The 18,624-nt window shown below is 72.4% G+C and carries 16 protein-coding genes; 4 read left to right on the top strand and 12 right to left on the bottom strand.

Annotated elements, in window-relative coordinates:
- Positions 1-88: 88 nt before the first annotated feature.
- A complete protein-coding gene (locus ACFY5B_RS11370; RefSeq protein ID WP_389967800.1) occupies positions 89-991 on the bottom strand; it encodes a TIGR01777 family oxidoreductase in 903 nt (300 codons plus the stop codon).
- A gap of 71 nt (positions 992-1,062) precedes the next feature.
- On the opposite strand from ACFY5B_RS11370, the gene ACFY5B_RS11365 reads away from it, so the two are divergent.
- Complete coding sequence (locus tag ACFY5B_RS11365) at positions 1,063-1,560, top strand: GNAT family N-acetyltransferase (protein ID WP_389967798.1); 498 nt, start codon at positions 1,063-1,065, stop codon at positions 1,558-1,560.
- A gap of 7 nt (positions 1,561-1,567) precedes the next feature.
- Here ACFY5B_RS11365 and ACFY5B_RS11360 read toward each other — a convergent pair whose 3' ends face one another.
- Positions 1,568-2,752 carry a MarP family serine protease gene (locus tag ACFY5B_RS11360; protein ID WP_389967796.1) on the bottom strand — a complete coding sequence of 395 codons (1,185 nt, stop codon included), beginning with the start codon at positions 2,750-2,752 and terminating at the stop codon, positions 1,568-1,570.
- 275 nt (positions 2,753-3,027) lie between these two features.
- Here ACFY5B_RS11360 and ACFY5B_RS11355 point away from each other — a divergent pair, with 275 nt between their 5' ends.
- Positions 3,028-3,804: a peptidoglycan recognition protein gene (locus tag ACFY5B_RS11355; protein WP_389968487.1), complete on the top strand. Its 777-nt coding sequence runs from the start codon at positions 3,028-3,030 to the stop codon at positions 3,802-3,804.
- A 53-nt stretch (positions 3,805-3,857) separates the two neighbouring features.
- Positions 3,858-4,103, top strand: coding sequence for a hypothetical protein (locus tag ACFY5B_RS11350; protein WP_389967794.1), 246 nt, complete (start codon positions 3,858-3,860; stop codon positions 4,101-4,103).
- 161 nt (positions 4,104-4,264) lie between these two features.
- Here the strand turns inward: ACFY5B_RS11350 and ACFY5B_RS11345 are convergent, their stop codons facing one another.
- The 9 genes from ACFY5B_RS11345 to ACFY5B_RS11305 all read right to left on the bottom strand — a co-directional run bounded on the left by ACFY5B_RS11345 (position 4,265) and on the right by ACFY5B_RS11305 (position 16,773).
- The gene (locus ACFY5B_RS11345) at positions 4,265-4,783 is read right to left on the bottom strand and encodes a DUF4240 domain-containing protein (RefSeq protein WP_389968485.1); all 519 of its coding nucleotides are present in this window, start codon (positions 4,781-4,783) and stop codon (positions 4,265-4,267) included.
- Between the two features lie 56 nt (positions 4,784-4,839).
- Complete coding sequence (locus tag ACFY5B_RS11340; RefSeq protein WP_389967792.1) at positions 4,840-5,826, bottom strand: helix-turn-helix transcriptional regulator; 987 nt, start codon at positions 5,824-5,826, stop codon at positions 4,840-4,842.
- A gap of 198 nt (positions 5,827-6,024) precedes the next feature.
- Positions 6,025-8,727: a pyruvate dehydrogenase (acetyl-transferring), homodimeric type gene (aceE, locus tag ACFY5B_RS11335; protein WP_389967790.1), complete on the bottom strand. Its 2,703-nt coding sequence runs from the start codon at positions 8,725-8,727 to the stop codon at positions 6,025-6,027.
- A 267-nt stretch (positions 8,728-8,994) separates the two neighbouring features.
- A complete protein-coding gene (locus ACFY5B_RS11330) occupies positions 8,995-9,618 on the bottom strand; it encodes a GntR family transcriptional regulator (RefSeq protein WP_362231884.1) in 624 nt (207 codons plus the stop codon).
- A gap of 255 nt (positions 9,619-9,873) precedes the next feature.
- Positions 9,874-11,658, bottom strand: a complete 1,785-nt coding sequence (gene sucB, locus ACFY5B_RS11325) for a 2-oxoglutarate dehydrogenase, E2 component, dihydrolipoamide succinyltransferase (RefSeq protein WP_389967788.1) — start codon at positions 11,656-11,658, stop codon at positions 9,874-9,876.
- Between the two features lie 63 nt (positions 11,659-11,721).
- Entirely contained in the window at positions 11,722-13,110 is a 1,389-nt protein-coding gene (lpdA, locus tag ACFY5B_RS11320; RefSeq protein WP_033312603.1) for a dihydrolipoyl dehydrogenase, read from the bottom strand.
- 335 nt (positions 13,111-13,445) lie between these two features.
- Positions 13,446-14,972: a leucyl aminopeptidase gene (locus ACFY5B_RS11315; protein ID WP_389967785.1), complete on the bottom strand. Its 1,527-nt coding sequence runs from the start codon at positions 14,970-14,972 to the stop codon at positions 13,446-13,448.
- A gap of 297 nt (positions 14,973-15,269) precedes the next feature.
- Positions 15,270-15,908, bottom strand: a complete 639-nt coding sequence (locus ACFY5B_RS11310) for an RDD family protein (protein WP_389967783.1) — start codon at positions 15,906-15,908, stop codon at positions 15,270-15,272.
- Positions 15,909-15,990: 82 nt separating this feature from the next.
- Positions 15,991-16,773, bottom strand: a complete 783-nt coding sequence (locus tag ACFY5B_RS11305) for an adenosylcobinamide-GDP ribazoletransferase (RefSeq protein ID WP_389967781.1) — start codon at positions 16,771-16,773, stop codon at positions 15,991-15,993.
- Between the two features lie 60 nt (positions 16,774-16,833).
- Here ACFY5B_RS11305 and ACFY5B_RS11300 point away from each other — a divergent pair, with 60 nt between their 5' ends.
- Positions 16,834-17,595 carry a hypothetical protein gene (locus ACFY5B_RS11300; protein ID WP_389967779.1) on the top strand — a complete coding sequence of 254 codons (762 nt, stop codon included), beginning with the start codon at positions 16,834-16,836 and terminating at the stop codon, positions 17,593-17,595.
- On the opposite strand, the gene ACFY5B_RS11295 is transcribed toward ACFY5B_RS11300, so the two are convergent.
- Complete coding sequence (locus tag ACFY5B_RS11295; RefSeq protein ID WP_389967777.1) at positions 17,535-18,233, bottom strand: hypothetical protein; 699 nt, start codon at positions 18,231-18,233, stop codon at positions 17,535-17,537. The two genes, ACFY5B_RS11300 and ACFY5B_RS11295, sit on opposite strands and share 61 nt — an antisense overlap.
- Positions 18,234-18,624 lie beyond the last annotated feature (391 nt).

Raw genomic sequence — 18,624 nt, 5'->3', positions numbered from 1 at the left:
GACAGGGCGCCGGTGTGCGTAGGCCGGGCCCGGCCAGGTGGCCCGGTCCCGGGCGCCGGTGAGTCCGGTCCGGCGCGATGGCGAGCCGTCACAGTGCCGCCCTGATCGCTCCCTCGATCTCCGGGAAGGCGAACCGGAAGCCCGACTCCAGCAGGCGCGCGGGCAGCACCCGGGTGCTGCCCAGGACGTCCCCGGCCATCTCGCCCAGCACGGTCCGCAGGACGGTCGCGGGCACCGGGAACAGGGTCGGGCGGTGCAGCACGCGCCCCATCGCCGCCGTGACCTCACGGTTCGTCACGGGGTGCGGCGCGGTGACGTTGAACGGCCCCGACAGGCCGTCGGTCTTGATCAGATGCCGGATCGCGGCGACCTCGTCGTGCAGCGCGACGAACGACCAGTACTGCCGCCCGTCGCCCATCCGCCCGCCGGCCCCCGCCCGGAACAGTGGGAACAGCCGCCCCCAGGCGCCGCCCTCGCGCGAGACGACCAGCCCGGTCCGGGTGAACACCGTGCGGACACCGGCCTGCCGGGCGGGTGCGGTGGCCCCCTCCCACTCGACGCACAGCGCGGGCAGGAACCCCTCTCCCGCCGGCGCGCTCTCGTCGACCGTGCGCTCGCCGGTCTCGCCGTAGTAGCCGATGGCGCTGCCGTTCACGAAGACCCGCGGCCGGTCCTTCGCGTCCAGCGACGCGACCGCCTCGGCGAGGGCCGCCGTGCCGTTGACCCGGCTGTCGCGGATCCGCCGCTTGTAGGCCTCCGTCCAGCGCCGGTTGCCGACCCCGGCCCCGGCCAGGTTCACCACCGCGTGGCACCCGGCGAGCCCGGCCGTGTCCACCCGCCCGCCCTCGGGGTCCCAGCGGATCTCCCCGGCCGAGCGGGGCGTGCCGCGCACCAGGCGGCGCACCTCGTGTCCGTCGGCGGTCAGGGACCGCACCAGGGCGCTGCCGATGAGCCCGGACGCACCCGCCACCGCGAATCTTGAATGTTCCATAAATCCATCCTGCCGGGTGGCCCCGTAAAACCCCTGCAAGGCCTCGATCCGCTCGCCGTAGGGTGACGCCCATGCCCGAGCTCCCTGAACCGCGCATCCGCACCGCCCGCACCGAGGACGGCGACGAACTGGCCCTGCTCGACCGGCTCGCCTGGTCGCCCCTGCACGCGGTGACGCCCGAGCCGCAGCCGCCGTACGCTCCCTTCTTCAGCGAGCGGCACGCCCCCGAGGACTGCCTGGTCGCCGAGCTCGATGACCGTCTCGCGGGCTATGTCCTCCTCGGTTTCCCCACCGAGCTCGATGCCAATCGGCACGTCCGCCAGATCCAGGGCCTCGCCGTCGCCGGGGAGGCGCGCGGCCGGGGCGTCGGGCGGGCCCTGGTCCGGGCCGCCGTCGACGAGGCCCGCCGGCGCGGCGCCCGCCGCATCACCCTGCGCGTCCTCGGGCACAACACCCCGGCCCGGGCGCTCTACGCCGCCGAGGGGTTCGTGGTCGAGGGGGTCATGCCCGAGGAGTTCCTGCTCGACGGGGCCTACGTCGACGACGTGGTGATGGGGCGCTTCCTGTGAGCCGGGGCTACGACGCGGCCGGCTCGCCCGTGTCCACCGGGGCCGTCGCGCCCGCTGCGCGCCGCGCGTCGGAGGAGACCTCGTCCGCCGTCAGGACGTAGCCCGTCTCGGCGTCCGAGGTGGAGCGGGCGAAGACCACGCCGAACACCCGGCCGTCGGTGGTGAGCAGCGGGCCGCCGGAGTTGCCCGGGCGGACCGTGGAGCGGATCGAGTAGATCTCCCGGGTGGCCGTTCCGTCGTTGTAGATGTTCTGGCCCGTGGCCCGTACCCGGTTCGCGACCGTCGCCGCCTGGAGGTTCAGATCGCCGTCCTGCGGATAGCCGGCGACGACCGCCGAGTCACCGCGCTCGGCGTCGTCGTCGAACCGCAGCACGGGCGCCCTCAGGCCCGGCACGTACAGCACCGCCACGTCCTTCTGCGGGTCGAAGAGCACCACCCGCGCCTCGTACGTCCGCCCGACGCCGCCTATCTGCACGGTCGGCTCGTCGATGCCCGCCACCACGTGGGCGTTGGTCATCACGTGCTCGCGCGCGTACACGAACCCGCTGCCCTCGCGCCCCTGGGTGCCCGCGACGCCCTCGACCTTCACCGTGCTCCGCTTGGCCGCCTCGGTGGCGGCCGCCGTGACGCTGTCGCCGGTCGGCTTGGCGACCTCGGCCGTCGACTCGTTCTCGAAGGGGTTGAAGACCTGCGGGAAGCCCGCCTGCGTCAGCGCGGACGTGGCCCCCGAGAACCAGGCCGGTGTGGTGTCCGGCATCGTCCGCTGCACGGCGCCGAGCAGCCGCGAGTCCCGGATCGCCGAGGTGACCAGCGGCGACGAGGACGCGCCCAGCACACTCGCGGCCACCCACGCCACGATCAGCACCGCCACCGCGTTGGCCACCGCCCCGCCGATCCCGTCCGCCACCCGCAGCGGCCCCCGGTCCAGCTCCCGCCGCAGCCGCAGCGCGAGGCGCCCCGCCAGCTCGTGCCCCACCACCGCCGGGAGCAGCACCGTGAACACCGCCGTCAGCGTCGCCCGCGTCGTGCCCGCCTCCACCAGGCCCATGACCCACGGCAGGATCCACACGCCGACGACCGCACCGCCCACGAAGCCCGCCAGCGACACACAGCCGGCCACCAGCCCGCGCCGGTACCCGGACGCCGCGTAGGCCAGGACGACCAGCAACAGCAGGATGTCGAGCAGGTCCACGCACGCCGCCTTTCTCTCGGAACCCCTTAATACGCGGGGGGAGGGCCCGGTGATCAGTCACACGCGCACGGGTGATCGGAATCGGTCGCGAGCGTGCACAGGGAAAAACGTCGCGGACCGTGACGATGGTTCCACCGGGTGGCACATCACACATCGCGGACGGACGGGATCAGGCCGACAGTGGGACCATGCGTGTCTTCCGAAGACGGCGGGGCGCACGCAGGCGCTCCGCCGACGGGGCACCCGGCATAGCCGGCCTGCCGCGCGCGGTCCGCGTGCTGCTCGGCTGCCTGCCGGGCGCCGCCGCCGTCGTGGCGCTGCTCCTGTGCGCCCACGGCGTGGAGAACGCCGCCGACACCGGCTCGCGCGCCGCCCCGCCTCGCTCCCCGGCCACGTCCTACACCGCCCCGCGCCCGCCCATCGAGCCGAGAGCGCACTGGCTGGGCGACGCCGCCCGCGCACAGCCGCGCCCGCGCTACGACGACCGGGTCGCCGCCGTCTTCGTCCACCACACCGACTCGCCCAACGGCTACGACTGCGCCGACGCTCCCCGCATCATCCGGGACCTCTACACCGGCCAGACCGGCACCCGCGACTGGGACGACATCGGCTACAACTTCGTCGTCGACCGCTGCGGCACCATCTACGAGGGCCGGGCCGGGGGCGTGGAGCGCGCCGTCACCGGCGCCCACACCCAGGGCTTCAACCACCGCACCGCGGGCATCGCCGCCCTCGGCACCTTCACCGAGGGCATGCCCGTCCCGCAGCCCATGATCCGCGCGATCGCCGCCCTGTCCGCCTGGAAACTGGGCATGAGCGGCACGGACCCGCGCTCGGAGGTCCGCCTGGTCTCCAGCAACGGCCTGAGCCGGTACGCGGCCGGCACCACAGCCCGCCTGCCCGCCCTCGCCGGCCACAACGACGGTTACATGACCAGCTGCCCGGGCGCCGCCCTGCACGCCCGCCTGCCCGAGATCAGACAGCTCGCGGCCCGCCTCCAGGGCCGCCCCGACGACCCACGGCAAGGCCACAGCGAACGCGCAGCGTCCTGACATCCCGGTCTCCTACGGTCGTCGCCACAGGCAGCCGACCGGAGGTGGGGACCATGAACAACGGTCGTACGAAGGCCCCGAGGCACGCGGGGAGCGCCGGGGAGCCGGGTGGACGGGCGGTGGCCTCGCGCGGCCCCTGGGCGATGCTGTGCGCGGTCGTGACCGTCGTCCTGGGCCCGGCCGCGGTCACCGCCTCCGCCCTCGACCAGGCCAACGCCGCTCCGATGCACCCCGCGGTGCGGGCCGATCACACGCACGCGTACATCCCGACGGACGCGAACCGCCGCCGGGTCGCCTGATCGGCCCTGAAGCGTCAGCGGCCGTCTCATGGACCCTGGAAGTATTTGCCGCCGCCTGATCGGCCCTGAAGCGTCGGCCGCCGTCTCATGGACCCTGGAAGTATCTGCCGCCGCCTGATCGGCCCTGAAATGTCAGCCGGCTGATCGGCCCTCCAGCCTCCTCAACCCCTGAAGCGCTGCCACAGCCGGGGGTAGCGCTCGGCGAGCAGCCCCTCGTTCTCGAAGTCGAGCGGCGTGCCCTCCGGTTCCGGGGGCGCCGGCGCGATCTCCAGGTCGGGCGCGACCACCCCGGTGAGCTGCTCGTAGGCCTCGTCCGCCGCGTAACCGAGCTCCTCGCCGTCGCCGTCGATCTCCTCGTCGAAGTCGTCCAGCAGGTCGGCGAGCGCGTCCGGGTCGTGCACGGCGCCCTCGAACACCTCGCGCCCCTGGCCGATCAGCCAGCACCGGAAGAAGTCGAAGGCGTCGTCGCTCGCCCCGTCGAGCAGCACCCAGGCGGCGCCCCACAGGTCCCAGCGGTAGGCGCGGTTGTAGCGGGACTCGAAGTGCCGGGCGAAGTCCAGGACCGAGTCCGGATCCAGCTGGGCGAGCCGGTCCACGAGCAGGTCCGCCTGCTCCTCCGGGTCGCCCTCGGCGGCCTCCCGGGCTTCGTCCACCAGTTCCCAGAACTCCGTCTCGTCCATCACGGGTCAAGCATCGGCCCTGGGTCACAGGGGCGCACCCGGAGTGGGCGGGATCGTTATGCGCCGTCCCCGGGCCGGTAGAGCCGGGCCAGCCGCGCCGCGTCCCCGGCGAACCGCTCGCGCAGGCCCTCCGGCGCCAGCACCTCCACCTCCGGGCCCAGCGCCGCCAGCTGCGTGTGGGCGACCTCCTCGGACTCCACCGGCAGGGCCACCGTCACCCAGCCGTCCGCGTCCGGGGCCTCCACGTCCGCGAGGGCCTCCCGGGCGGACACCGAGTCGAGGGCGTACGGCAGTGCGCGCACCCCGTCGGGAGACAGCCGCACCACGACCCGCGCCCGCAGGAGGGACCGCGCGAACTGCTCCGCACGCTCCTCCCAGAAGACGGGCAGGTCGAAGTCCGGCTCCCGCTCGAAGCGCTCACCGTCCGTGTCCACCGCCGTGAACCGGTCGATCCGGTAGACCCGGAACGATCCGGGCCCGGCCACCCGGGCGCACAGGTACCAGACGCCCGCCTTCAGCACGAGCCCGTACGGCTCCAGCTCCCGGACGACCTCGTCCTCCCCGCGCCGGTAGCGCGCGCTGATCCGCCGGTCGTCCCACACCGCGTCGGCGACGGCCGGCAGCAGCGCGGGCGTCTTCGGCTCCCTGAACCAGTTCGGCGCGTCCAGGTGGAACCGCTGGGCGGCCGACCGCGAAGCGTCCCGCAGGGAGGGCAGCAGCGCCGCCGACACCTTCAGCCGGGCCGCCGAGGCGGCGTCCTCCAGACCCATCTCGCGCAGCGCCCCCGGCACCCCGGACAGGAACAGCGCCTCGGCCTCCCCTCGGTGCAGCCCGGTCAGCCGCGTCCGGTACCCGCCGACCAGCCGGTAGCCACCGGCCCGGCCCCGGTCCGCGTACACCGGCACGCCCGCCTCCGACAGCGCCTGCGCGTCCCGGGTGACCGTCCGCTCCGACACCTCCAGCTCACGGGCGAGTTCGGCGGCCGTCATGGAAGGCCGGGACTGGAGCAGCAGCACCATCTTGATCAGCCGGGCAGCACGCATGGGGCCATCATGGTCGGTGTTCGGGTGCGGGTGTGTGGGGGCTCGTCGCGCCCAGGCGGCGGAGCCGCACATCGATACAGCCCCGCGCCCCCAAGATGGGCGTGCTGGAGCAGGCCCATCTTGGGGGCGCGGGGAACTGCGCGAGCCCCCACCGGCCCGCAGTCGACGAACGACCGGGACCGATGAGGGCCGCAGACCCTACAGACCGTACTGCTCGCGCGCTTCCTTCACGGACGCCGCCTTCACCTCGCCGCGCTTGGCGAGCTGGGCCAGGGCCGCGACGACGATCGACTCCGCGTCCACACCGAAGTGGCGGCGGGCCGCCTCACGGGTGTCGGAGAGGCCGAAGCCGTCGGCGCCCAGCGAGGACCAGTCCTGCTCGACCCACTGCGCGATCTGGTCCGGGACCTGGCGCATGTAGTCGGAGACCGCCAGCACCGGGCCCTCGGCACCCTGGAGCGCCTGCCGCACGAACGGCACCCGCTCCTCGCCGCGCAGCAGCGCCTCGTCCGCCTCCAGGGCGTCCCGGCGCAGCTCGCTCCAGGACGTCGCCGACCACACGTCGGCCGCCACGCCCCACTCCTCGGCGAGCAGCCGCTGCGCCTTCAGCGCCCAGTGGATCGCCGTACCGGAGCCGAGCAGCTGGATCCGCGGGGCGTTCGCCGGGGGCGTGATGCCCGCCGACTCCGCCGTGTTGAAGCGGTACAGGCCCTTGACGATGCCCTCGTCGATGCCGTCGACGGACGGCTTCGCGGGCTGCGGCAGCGGCTCGTTGTAGACCGTCAGGTAGTAGAAGACGTTCTGGTCCTCGCCCGGGGCGGCCTCGCCGTACATCCGGCGCAGACCGTCCTTGACGATCGTCGCGACCTCGTAGGCGAACGCCGGGTCGTACGACAGCGCCGCCGGGTTCGTCGCCGCGATCACGGGGGAGTGGCCGTCGGCGTGCTGCAGGCCCTCGCCCGTCAGCGTCGTGCGGCCGGCCGTGGCGCCGACGAGGAAGCCGCGACCGAGCTGGTCGCCGAGCTGCCACATCTGGTCGGCCGTGCGCTGCCAGCCGAACATCGAGTAGAAGATGTAGAACGGGATCATCGCCTCGCCGTGCGTCGCGTACGACGTCGAAGCGGCGATGAAGTCGGCCATCGAACCGGCCTCGGTGATCCCCTCGTTGAGGATCTGGCCGTTCTGGGCCTCCTTGTAGTACATCAGCTGGTCGCGGTCGACCGGCTCGTACGTCTGGCCCTTCGGCGAGTAGATGCCGAGCGACGGGAACAGCGACTCCATGCCGAAGGTGCGCGCCTCGTCCGGGACGATCGGCACCCAGCGCTTGCCGGTCTCCTTGTCGCGGACCAGGTCCTTCACCAGGCGGACGAACGCCATGGTGGTGGCCACGTTCTGCGAGCCGGAGCCCTTGTCGAAGGACGCGAACGCCTTGTCCGCCGGGGCGGGCAGCGGCGCGACCGGGTGCACGCGGCGGGCCGGGGCCGGACCGCCGAGGGCGGCACGCCGCTCCTGGAGGTAGCGGACCTCGGGGGAGTCGGCGCCGGGGTGGCCGTACGGCACCACGCCGTCGACGAACTGGCTGTCGGAGATCGGCAGCTCCAGCAGGTCGCGCATGTTCTTGAACTCGTCCACCGAGAGCTTCTTCATCTGGTGGTTGGCGTTCTTCGACGCGAAGCCCTCACCGAGGGTGTGGCCCTTGACCGTCTGGGCCAGGATCACGGTCGGCGCGCCCTTGTGCTCGACGGCCGCCTTGTACGCGGCGAACACCTTGCGGGACTCGTGACCACCGCGCGAGAGGTGGAAACACTCGAGGATCTTGTCGTCGCTCAGCAGCCTCGCCATCTCCACGAGCGCCGGGTCGCCGCCGAAGAAGTCCTGGCGGATGTAGGCCGCGTCGCGGGTCTGGTACGTCTGGATCTGCGCGTCCGGTACCTGGCGCAGGCGGCGTACGAGCGCGCCGGTGGTGTCGAGCCGGAACAGCTCGTCCCAGGCCGTGCCCCAGAGCGTCTTGACGACGTTCCAGCCGGCACCGCGGAACTGGGCCTCCAGCTCCTGCACGATCTTGAAGTTGGCGCGGACCGGGCCGTCCAGGCGCTGCAGGTTGCAGTTGATGACGAACGTGAGGTTGTCCAGCTCCTCACGGGCCGCCAGCGCCAGGGCCGCCGTCGACTCGGGCTCGTCCATCTCGCCGTCGCCGAGGAACGCCCACACGTGCGAACCGGCGGTGTCCTTGATGCCGCGGTTGGCCAGGTAGCGGTTGAAGCGGGCCTGGTAGATCGCCGACAGCGGGCCGAGGCCCATGGAGACCGTCGGGAACTCCCACAGCCAGGGCAGCCGGCGCGGGTGCGGGTAGGAGGGCAGGCCGTTGCCGGCCGCCTCCCGGCGGAAGTTGTCGAGCTGCTCCTCGTTCAGCCGGCCGTCGAGGAACGCGCGGGCGTAGATGCCGGGGGAGGCGTGGCCCTGGATGTAGAGCTGGTCGCCGGAGCCGTCGGCCTCTTTGCCCTTGAAGAAGTGGTTGAAGCCCGTCTCGTAGAGCCAGGCCGCGGAGGCGAAGGTGGCGATGTGGCCGCCGACGCCGTACTTGCTGCCCCGGGTCACCATCGCGGCCGCGTTCCAGCGGTTCCACGCGGTGATCCGCTGCTCCAGCGCCTCGTCACCGGGCACGGCCGGCTCGGCGGAGGTGGGGATGGAGTTGACGTAGTCGGTCTCGAGGAGCTTCGGCAGCGCGATGCCGGCGCCCTCGGCGCGCTCCAGCGTGCGGCGCATCAGGTATGCGGCACGGTGCGGCCCGGCAGCCTTGGTGACCGCGTCCAGGGAGGCCTGCCATTCGGCGGTCTCCTCGGGGTCCCGGTCGTGGAGCTGGTCGAGCTCGCTCGGCTGGATGGCGTTGGGGTCGGTCATGTCGCCGCCTTCCTCAGTCGAAGGGGGTTCCCTCACATGCGGGGATCGGGGGTGCCCTTTGTCTTTGGCAGGACAGGGCTGGGGCTTGGGTGGCAAGCCCGTCGGCGACTGTAACTCCCTGATCGATGATCGATCAAAGGGTTGAGGGGCAAAACCTCTTGATCACGAGAAAGTAGGCACGGGGTGCCTCCGGCTGTGGCACGCGGTGACTGGTTTTCTCATGGTTTTCGCAGGTGGGAGGCTTTTGAGCGGGGATGTGCTCGAGTGTCACGCCCGGGGCGCGCAGCCCAGGACGTGCGCCTTCACGAGTTCGGCGATCCGGGGGTCGCGGCGCTTGAACGCGGCGACCAGCTCCTCGTGCTCCTCGGCGTACGACTGCTGCTGCGTGCCCAGCCAGCGGATCGACAGGGCCGTGAACACCTCGATGCCGAGGCCTTCCCAGGTGTGCAGCAGGACGGAATTGCCCGCGGCGCGCACGAGTTCGCGGTGGAAGGCGACGGTGTGGCGGACCTGGGCGGTGCCGTCGGCGACGCGGTCGGCCTCGTACAGTGCGCTGACGTGGGGTTCCAGTGCCGTGCAGTCCTCCGCGAGGCCCTGGGCGGCCAGCTCCGCGGCGATGGCCTCCAGGCCGGCGCGGACCGGGTAGCTCTCCTCCAGGTCGGCGGCCGTGAGGTTGCGGACCCGCACGCCCTTGTTCGGAGCGGACTCGATCAGGCGCAGGGATTCCAGCTCGCGCAGGGCCTCGCGGACCGGGGTCTGGCTGACCTCCAGCTCGGTCGCGATCCGGCGCTCGACGATCCGCTCGCCCGGCTGCCAGCGTCCGCTGATGATCCCCTCCAGGATGTGCTCGCGGATCTGCTCGCGGAGCGAGTGGATGACGGGCGCGGTCATGAGGGCTCCTTACGCGGGATTGACGTTTAGACAATACGGCCGGTTCGCTCCGCCGGTGGGGCCGACGTGGGCGCTGTCGCGCAGGTGAGACGAGGCGCACATGGTGTTTGCGGCGCCGGTGAGCTCGGGCCGGACGGTCTTCGGGCGGCCGTGGGTCGTTCGTGGCTCGTCGCGCGGTTCCAGCCGCCCCTGGGGTACGACGGTGCCCCGCCCGGGAGATCCGGACGGGGCACCGATCAGCCGTGGAGCCGAAGGTCAGAGGCCGAGCTCGACCTCGAACTCGCCGGCCTCCAGGATGGCCTTGACCGCCGTCAGGTAACGGGCGGCGTCGGCGCCGTCCACCAGGCGGTGGTCGTAGGACAGGGTCAGGTACGTCATGTCGCGGACGCCGATGACCGTGCCCTCCTCCGTCTCGATGACGGCGGGGCGCTTGACCGTCGCGCCGATGCCGAGGATGGCGACCTGGCCCGGCGGCACGATGATCGTGTCGAAGAGCGCGCCGCGCGACCCGGTGTTGGAGATGGTGAAGGTCGCGCCGGACAGCTCGTCCGGGGTGATCTTGTTGGCGCGGACCTTGCCCGCCAGGTCGGCCGTGGCCTTGGCGATACCGGCGAGGTTGAGGTCACCGGCGTTCTTGATGACCGGGGTCATCAGGCCCTTCTCGGAGTCCACCGCGATACCGATGTTCTCGGTGTCGAAGTAGGTGATGGTCCCCTCGGCCTCGTTGATCTTGGCGTTGATCGGCGCGTGCGCCTTCAGCGCCTGGGCCGCGGCCTTGACGAAGAACGGCATCGGGGAGAGCTTGACGCCCTCACGCGACGCGAACGCGTCCTTGGCACGGGCGCGCAGCTTCATCAGACGCGTGACGTCGACCTCGACGACCGAGGACAGCTGGGCCTGCTCGTGCAGGGCCTTGACCATGTTGTCGCCGATGACCTTGCGGATCCGCGGCATCTTCACGGTCTGGCCGCGCAGCGGGGACGCCTCAAGGACCGGGGCCTTCTTCGAGGCGGCCGGAGCAGCCGCGGCCGGAGCCGGGGCGGCGGTGGCGGCCTTCGCGGCCTCGGCGGCGGCGACGACGTCCTGCTTGCGGATACGGCCGCCGACGCCGGTGCCCTTGACGGTCGCCAGGTCGACGCCCTGCTCGGCGGCGAGCTTGCGCACCAGCGGGGTGACGTAGGCGCCGTCGTCGGCCGGCTTGGCGGCGGCCGGAGCGGCCGGGGCCTGGGCCGGAGCCGGGGCGGGCGCGGGAGCGGACGGGGCCGGCTCGGGAGCCGGGGTGGTCTGCTGCTGCGGGGCCGGAGCCGACGGGGCCTGCGGGGCCGGGGCGGGCTGCGCCGGGGCCGGAGCCGGGGTGGGCTCGGGCTGGGCCGGGGCGGCCGGGGCCTCCTGCGCCGGGGCGGCGGCCGGAGCCGCACCCGCCTCGCCGATGACGGCGAGCTTGGCGCCGACCTCGGCGGTCTCGTCCTCGCCGACCACGATCTCCAGCAGCGTGCCGGAGGTGGGGGCGGGGATCTCGGTGTCGACCTTGTCCGTCGACACCTCCAGCAGCGGCTCGTCGGCCTCGACGCTGTCACCGACCGACTTCAGCCAGCGGGTGACGGTGCCCTCGGTGACGGACTCGCCGAGCGCGGGCAGGACGACGTCCGTGCCCTCGGCGGAGCCGCCGCCGGTGGCGGCGTCGGCGGTGGGAGCGGGCGCCGGGGCGGCCTGCTCGGTGGACGGGGCGGCCGGGGCCGGCTCGGGAGCGGGCTCGGCGACCTGCTCGGCCTGCGGGGCCTCGGCGGCGGCGGGCGCGCCGCTGCCGTCGTCGATCAGGGCCAGCTCGGCGCCGACCTCGACCGTCTCGTCCTCGGCGACCTTGATGGAGGAAAGGATGCCGGCTGCGGGGGAGGGGATCTCGGTGTCGACCTTGTCGGTCGACACCTCGAGCAGCGGCTCGTCGGCCTCGACGCGCTCGCCCTCGGCCTTCAGCCAGCGGGTGACAGTGCCCTCGGTGACGCTCTCGCCGAGCGCCGGAAGGGTTACGGAAACCGCCATGGTTTCGGTTGCTCCTTACGGAAAGTGCGGAAGTCTGTGTCGTCGCGTGTGTCGACCGAGGGGTCAGTCGTGTGCGTGGAGGGGCTTGCCGGCCAGGGCCAGGTGGGCCTCGCCGAGCGCCTCGCTCTGGGTCGGGTGGGCGTGGATGAGCTGCGCGACCTCGGCGGGCAGCGCCTCCCAGTTGTAGATCAGCTGGGCTTCGCCGACCTGCTCGCCCATGCGGTCGCCGACCATGTGGACGCCGACGACGGCACCGTCCTTGACCTGGACGAGCTTGATCTCGCCCGCGGTGTTCAGGATCTTGCTCCTGCCGTTGCCCGCGAGGTTGTACTTGAGAGCGACGACCTTGTCCGCGCCGTAGATCTCCTTGGCCTTGGCCTCGGTGATACCGACGGAGGCGACCTCGGGGTGGCAGTACGTCACCCGCGGGACACCGTCGTAGTCGATCGGAACGGTCTTCAGGCCGGCCAGGCGCTCCGCCACCAGGATGCCCTCGGCGAAGCCGACGTGCGCGAGCTGGAGGGTCGGGACGAGGTCACCGACGGCGGAGATGGTCGGCACGTTCGTGCGCATGTACTCGTCGACCAGGACGTAGCCGCGGTCCATCGCGACGCCCTGCTCCTCGTAGCCCAGGCCCTGGGAGACCGGGCCGCGGCCGATGGCGACCAGCAGGACCTCGGCCTCGAACTCCTTGCCGTCGGCGAGGGTGACCTTGACGCCGTCCTGGGTGTACTCGGCCTTCTGGAAGAAGGTGCCCAGGTTGAACTTGATGCCGCGCTTGCGGAACGCGCGCTCCAGGAGCTTGGAGGAGTTCTCGTCCTCGACCGGGACGAGGTGCTTCAGGCCCTCGACGATCGTGACCTCGGTGCCGAAGGACTTCCACGCGGAGGCGAACTCGACGCCGATGACACCGCCGCCCAGGATGATCGCGGACTTCGGCACGCGGTCCAGGACGAGGGCGTGGTCGGAGGAGATGATCCGGTTGCCGTCGATGTCCAGGCCGGGCAGCGACTTGGGCACGGAGCCCGTCGCGAGCAGGATGTGGCGGCCCTCGACGCGGCGGCCGTTCACGTCGACGGAGGTGGGGGAGGACAGTCGGCCCTCACCCTCGATGTACGTCACCTTCCGGGAGGCGACGAGTCCCTGCAGGCCCTTGTACAGGCCGGCGATCACGCCGTCCTTGTACTTGTGGACACCGGCGATGTCGATGCCCTCGAAGGAGGCCTTCACACCGAACTGCTCGCTCTCGCGGGCCTGGTCGGCGATCTCGCCCGCGTGCAGCAGGGCCTTGGTGGGGATGCATCCCCGGTGCAGGCAGGTGCCGCCGACCTTGTCCTTCTCGATCAGGGCGACGTCCAGGCCCAGCTGCGCCCCGCGCAGGGCCGCGGCGTAACCACCGCTGCCACCGCCGAGGATCACTAGGTCGAAAACGGTGCTGGCGTCGTTCGCCACGTCACGTCCTCCATGCATGTGCGCCGTGAGCCGGTCTTCGACGACCGGCAGGCGGCTGGTGTCCGGCCGCTCGTTCTTCGGCCCTTCGGTGGGGCCCTGTCCTGCCGAGCCCCATCTTCGCACTTGTCGGCACACAAGGAGACGCCGGGCTGCGGTGTGAGACGCCCCACGTTCAGATGAGCCTCGCCCTCAAGGGGCGCGGGGCCGTGTCCGATCTGCGGCTCCGCAGCGCGGGCGCGAGGGCAGCGGACCTCAGGGGCGCGGGGAACTGCGCGAACAGCCCCCACGCCCCGCACTCGCCACACAACCGGCGAGACCGAGCTACTGGGCGACGATCAGCCCAGATCCCCGGCAGCCGTCAGCTCGGCCAGCCGCACCAGCGTCCGCACGGCCGTCCCCGTGCCGCCCTTCGGCGTGTACCCGAAGGGCCCGCCCTCGTTGAAGGCCGGCCCGGCGATGTCCAGGTGCGCCCAGGTGATGCCCTCGCCCACGAACTCGCGCAGGAACAGACCGGCGACCAGGCCGCCGCCCATCCGCTCACCCATGTTCGCGATGTCGGCCGTGGGCGAGTCCATGCCCTTGCGCAGGTGCTCCGGCAGCGGCATCGGCCACGCCGGCTCCCCGACCTCCTCGGCCGCCTCGCACAGCGCGGCACGGAACGCGTCGTCGTTGCCCATGATCCCGAACGTCCGGTTGCCCAGCGCCAGCACCATCGCCCCGGTGAGCGTCGCCACGTCCACGATCGCGTCGGGCTTCTCCTGGGAGGCGGCCCACAGCGCGTCCGCGAGCACCAGCCGGCCCTCGGCGTCGGTGTTGAGCACCTCCACCGTCTTGCCGCTGTACATCCGCAGCACGTCACCCGGACGGGTCGCGGACCCGGAGGGCATGTTCTCGGCCAGGGCGAGCCAGCCGGTGACGTTGACCTCCAGGCCGAGACGCGCGGCGGCGACGACCGCGGCGAACACCGAGGCCGCTCCGGCCATGTCGCACTTCATCGTCTCGTTGTGACCGGCCGGCTTCAGCGAGATGCCGCCCGAGTCGTAGGTGATGCCCTTGCCGACGAGGGCGAGGTGCTTCTTCGCCTTCGAGGAGGTGTACGACAGCTTGACCAGGCGCGGTCCGGCCGCCGAGCCGGCGCCGACGCCGAGGATGCCGCCGTAGCCGCCCTTGACCAGAGCCTTCTCGTCGAGCACCTGCACCTTGATGCCGTGCTCCTTGGCCGCGGCCTGGGCGATCGCGGCGAACGACTCGGGGTCGAGGTCGTTCGGCGGGGTGTTGATCAGGTCGCGGGCGCGGTTGAGCTCCTCGGACACGGCGACGGCGCGCTCGACCGCGGCCTTGTACGCCTTGTCGCGGGGCTTGCCGCCGAGCAGGGCGACCTCGGCGAGGGGAGCCTTGCCGTTCTTCGCCTTGGGGTCCTTGCCGTTGTCCTTGTAGGCGTCGAAGGAGTACGCGCCGAGCAGCGCGCCCTCCCCGATCGCGCCCGCGTCGGCGGCGTCGGCGAGCGGCAGTGCGAAGGCGGCCTTCTTGGACCCGGCCAGGGCGCGGGCGGCGACACCGGCGGCCTTGCGCAGGGCCTCGGTGCCGTAGTCGGCGTCCTTCTCCGGGACCGGGCCCAGGCCGACCGCCAGGACGAGCGGTGCCTTGAAGCCGGACGGCGCCGGCACCTTCGTCACCTCGCCCTCGCCGCCGGAGGCGCCGAGAGTCTCCAGAACGCCGGCGAGCCTGCCGTCGTACGCCTTGTCCACGGCCTCGGCGCCCGGTGCGACGACCGGCCCCTTGGCACCCTTGGCGACACCGATCACGATCGCGTCGGCCCGCAGACCGGGCGCCGCGGCGGTGCTGAGAGTGAGAGCAGTCACGGTGGTGAAATCTCGCTTCCGATGTGAAGTTGCTGAGGTCGAACGGTGTGGGTCGACCGGGCCCGACAGCCGACCCTATGTCGACCTTCTAGGGCGGGTCTCACGGGGCCTTCCCCGGTGCGGCGAACACTCGACGACGAGACTACGCGCGTGGCCTCGTTCGCTCATTCCTGCGGGCGTTCACCTGTGGGTGGCGTAGTGGCCATTTCTTGACCCCTCACACCGGTGAACCGGGTCACACCCATCCCGACCCGGCCAGCCTCCCGAGCCCGACGGCGCTCCTGCTGGGCGTCGTCCTCAGGACCGGCCCGCTGTTCCAGTCGTTCGACGAAGTACGAACCGGGGCGTGGCGACGGCCCTGCTGAGTCCGATCCCGGTGACGGAGGTGCCCGCGAACCGGTCGGCGAGGGAGCGGCGGGCGGGGGAGAGGACCGGCAGCGCGTTCAGCAGGAAGAGCACCACCGCGACCGCCCACACCAGCACCGACAGCACGACCTGCCCCTCGACCAGCAGCACGCAGGCCACCGCGTACACGGCGACGTCCGCGGCGGTGGTGACCGCGGCCCGGCGCACCGCCCTGACCCCGCGCGAGGAGTCCGTCGTGACCTTCAGCCCCACCAGGGCCTTGCCGACCGTGCGCCCGGCCAGGGACAGGCACGCCCACTGGTAGAGGAACACGGTCAGCACCAGCAGCCCGAAAGCCTGCTCGACGTACAGCACCGACTTGTTCCACAGCGAGAGCCCGAGGTCCTGCGAGGCGTCGAGCACGTCACCGCGCGAGGTCAGCAGGTCGAAACCGCCGCGGGTGGCCAGCTCGGGCACGTCGGTGACCAGCGCGGAGACCCGGTGGAAGGTGAGCACGGCGAGCGCCGAGGCCAGCGCCACCACCAGCGCGAAATCGACGAACCAGGCCAGGGCGCGGCGCAGTTTCGGCATGAACGTCTCCCGATCACTTGTGTGTCGGGGCAGGAAGCTAGCGGCTGAGCGGCCCGTGCAGGAGAGGGACGAGGAGATCGTTTCAGCCCAGTGACAGAACGATCAGCGCCGTGGTCGCCGCCGTCTCCGCCAGACCGCCGAAGACGTCCCCCGTGACCCCGCCGAACCGGCGCGTGCAGTGGCGCAGCAGTGCCTCGGCGGCGGCCAGGGCGAGGACGACCGCGAGCACCGTACGGATCACGCCGTACGGCCCGAAGAGCGCACCTGCCGCCGCCGCGGCCACCGTGACGGCCGCCGCGGCGGTCACCGCACCCCGCAGCGGCACCACACCCGCGACCGCCGCGCCCAGACCCTCCGGCCGCGCCGCCGGCACCCCGGTCCGGGCCGCCAGGGTCAGGGCCAGCCGGGCGAGGGCCGCCGACACGACGGCGGCGCACGCGCCCCGGGCCCACGAGGCGTCGTACGCCTGGGCGAGCGCGGTGACCTGCGCGAGCAGGACGAGGACGAGGGTGATGACCCCGAACGGCCCGATGTCGGACTGCTTCATGATCCGCAGCGCGTCCTCGGCGGGCTTCCCGCTGCCCAGCCCGTCGGCGGTGTCCGCGAGCCCGTCGAGATGGAGTCCCCGGGTCAGCACGGCCGGCACGGCGGCACTCGCCACGGCGGCGAGCGGGGCGCCCGCGCCGAGGAACAGCAGCGCCAGTCCGAGCCCGGCGGCGGCGGCACCGACCGCGAGGCCCGCCAGCGGAGCGCACAGCATGCCGCCGCGTGCCGCCTCCCGGTCCCACCGGGTCACCCGGACGGGGATCACCGTGAGGGTTCCGAAGGCGAAGCGGAGGCCGTCGAGGGGCGAGGTCCTGGGCACCGGCGCAGGCTACCCGCCGGTCATGAGAGCGGGAACGGCAGCCGAGGATAAAGTTCACATATGGGATGGCTGGAGCGGAACATCATCGAACCCGGCAAGCTGCCGCTGCTTCTCGCTCTCGTCGCCTTCGTGCTGACCTTCCTGATCACCCGGCTCATCACCCGTCTCATCCGGGCCGGCAAGGGACCCTTCGGCAACGTCAGCAGCGGTGGCGTCCACGTCCACCACGTGGTCCCCGGGGTCATCCTGACGATCATCGGCGGCTTCGGCGCGGTGGCGGGCGGTCAACACGGCTTCGGGTCGTGCCTGGCCGCGGTGTTCTTCGGCATCGGCGCGGGCCTCGTTCTCGACGAGTTCGCCCTCGTCCTGCATCTCGCCGACGTCTACTGGACCCCCAGCGGCCGCAAGAGCGTGGAGATGGTCGTGCTCACCGCCTCGCTCGTCGGCCTGCTGCTGATCGGCTTCTCGCCGCTGGGCGTCGACGACCTCAACGACGACCAGCAGCAGAACCGCGCCGTCGTCCTCGTGAACGTCCTCGTGAACTTCGCGTTCGCCCTCGTCGCCCTGTTCAAGGGCAAGGTCCGCCTCGCGGTCGTGGGCGTGATCATCCCCTTCATCGCCCTGGTGGCCGCCGTACGGCTGGCCCGGCCCACCTCCCCGTGGGCCAAACGCTTCTACCGCAACCGGCCCCGCGCCCGGGCCAGATCCGCCCTGCGCTCCTACCATCACGACCGCCGCTGGGTGACCCCCATGCGAGCTGTTCAGGACTGGATCGGCGGCGCCCCCGACCCCGAGCCGGCCCGGTCCCTCGAGCGCCGCTGACGCAGCTCGCCGACCGCGCACAGCACCAGTACCGCCACGATCGCCGCGAGGTGCTCCTTGCCCGCGAGGTTCTCCTTCAGAGCGACCTCGGCCACCATCGCCACGATCACCAACGAGGCGGTGACGTACCCGCGGTGCCGCCACCCCAGGAAGACGGCCAGACCCACCACCGCCGCCGACGGCCCGGTGTCCACGACCCGGGCGTCCGAGGCGGGCAGGCCGAGCGGCGAGTCCGGGCCCAGCCAGATGCCCAGGCGCGCGTACAGCGTGCCCGCGAGTGTGGCGACGTAGGCGAGGGCCAGTGTCCGCCACCGGCCCAGGCACAGCTCGGCGATGCCGAACACCAGCAGGATCTGCACGAGCGCGCCCCACACCGGCAGGTCCAGCGCGGGCACGCACAGCGACAGCGGCGTGCGCAGCAGCGCGAGCCACAACGGGTCCTCGGCCCGCACGCCACCGGCGTTCTGCACGAACCGATGGCCCCACGCCTGGTTGTGCACGACGTGCAGCAGGGCCGTGAGGCACACGGCCGCGACCGCCATCGGCGCGGCCCGCCATCGCCGCTCGGCCAGTGGTCCGCGCACCGCGGCGTACAGCGCACCCCATTCGGCGCGGGCCCAGCGGGCGAGCGTGGTCATGCGGCGGTCGTCCTCGTCCGTGCGGGGCCTGGTCCGGGGGTGTCTGCGACTCAGTCAAACCGACACCACGTTCCAAGACCGACCGGAACGGGACGAAGTTGAGCCAGGCGTGAGTGACCTGGGTCTCGGGACCCCCACTGCTCGGCGGGCGCCTACGAGCCCCCGCCACGCCCGGCTCCGGGGAGCCTCTCCGGCTGCCCCGCCAACCCTCCGTCTGCCCGGGCTCCGCCCCTCCCGGGCTCCTGCGGCTTCCCTGGCCCTTGCGTCTGCTCGGGCCCTTCCGGTTTCTCGGGCTTTTGCGTCTGCTCGGGCCCTTCCGGTTTCTCGGGCTTTTGCGTCTGCTCGGGCCCTTCCGGTTTCTCGGGCTTTTGCGTCTGCTCGGGCCCTTCCG

This window comes from Streptomyces sp. NPDC013187 (assembly GCF_042899705.1).
Classification (GTDB): domain Bacteria; phylum Actinomycetota; class Actinomycetes; order Streptomycetales; family Streptomycetaceae; genus Streptomyces; species Streptomyces hawaiiensis_A.
The sequence above is the reverse complement of the archived record's forward strand: the minus strand, read 5'-3'. Positions and strand labels throughout refer to the sequence as shown.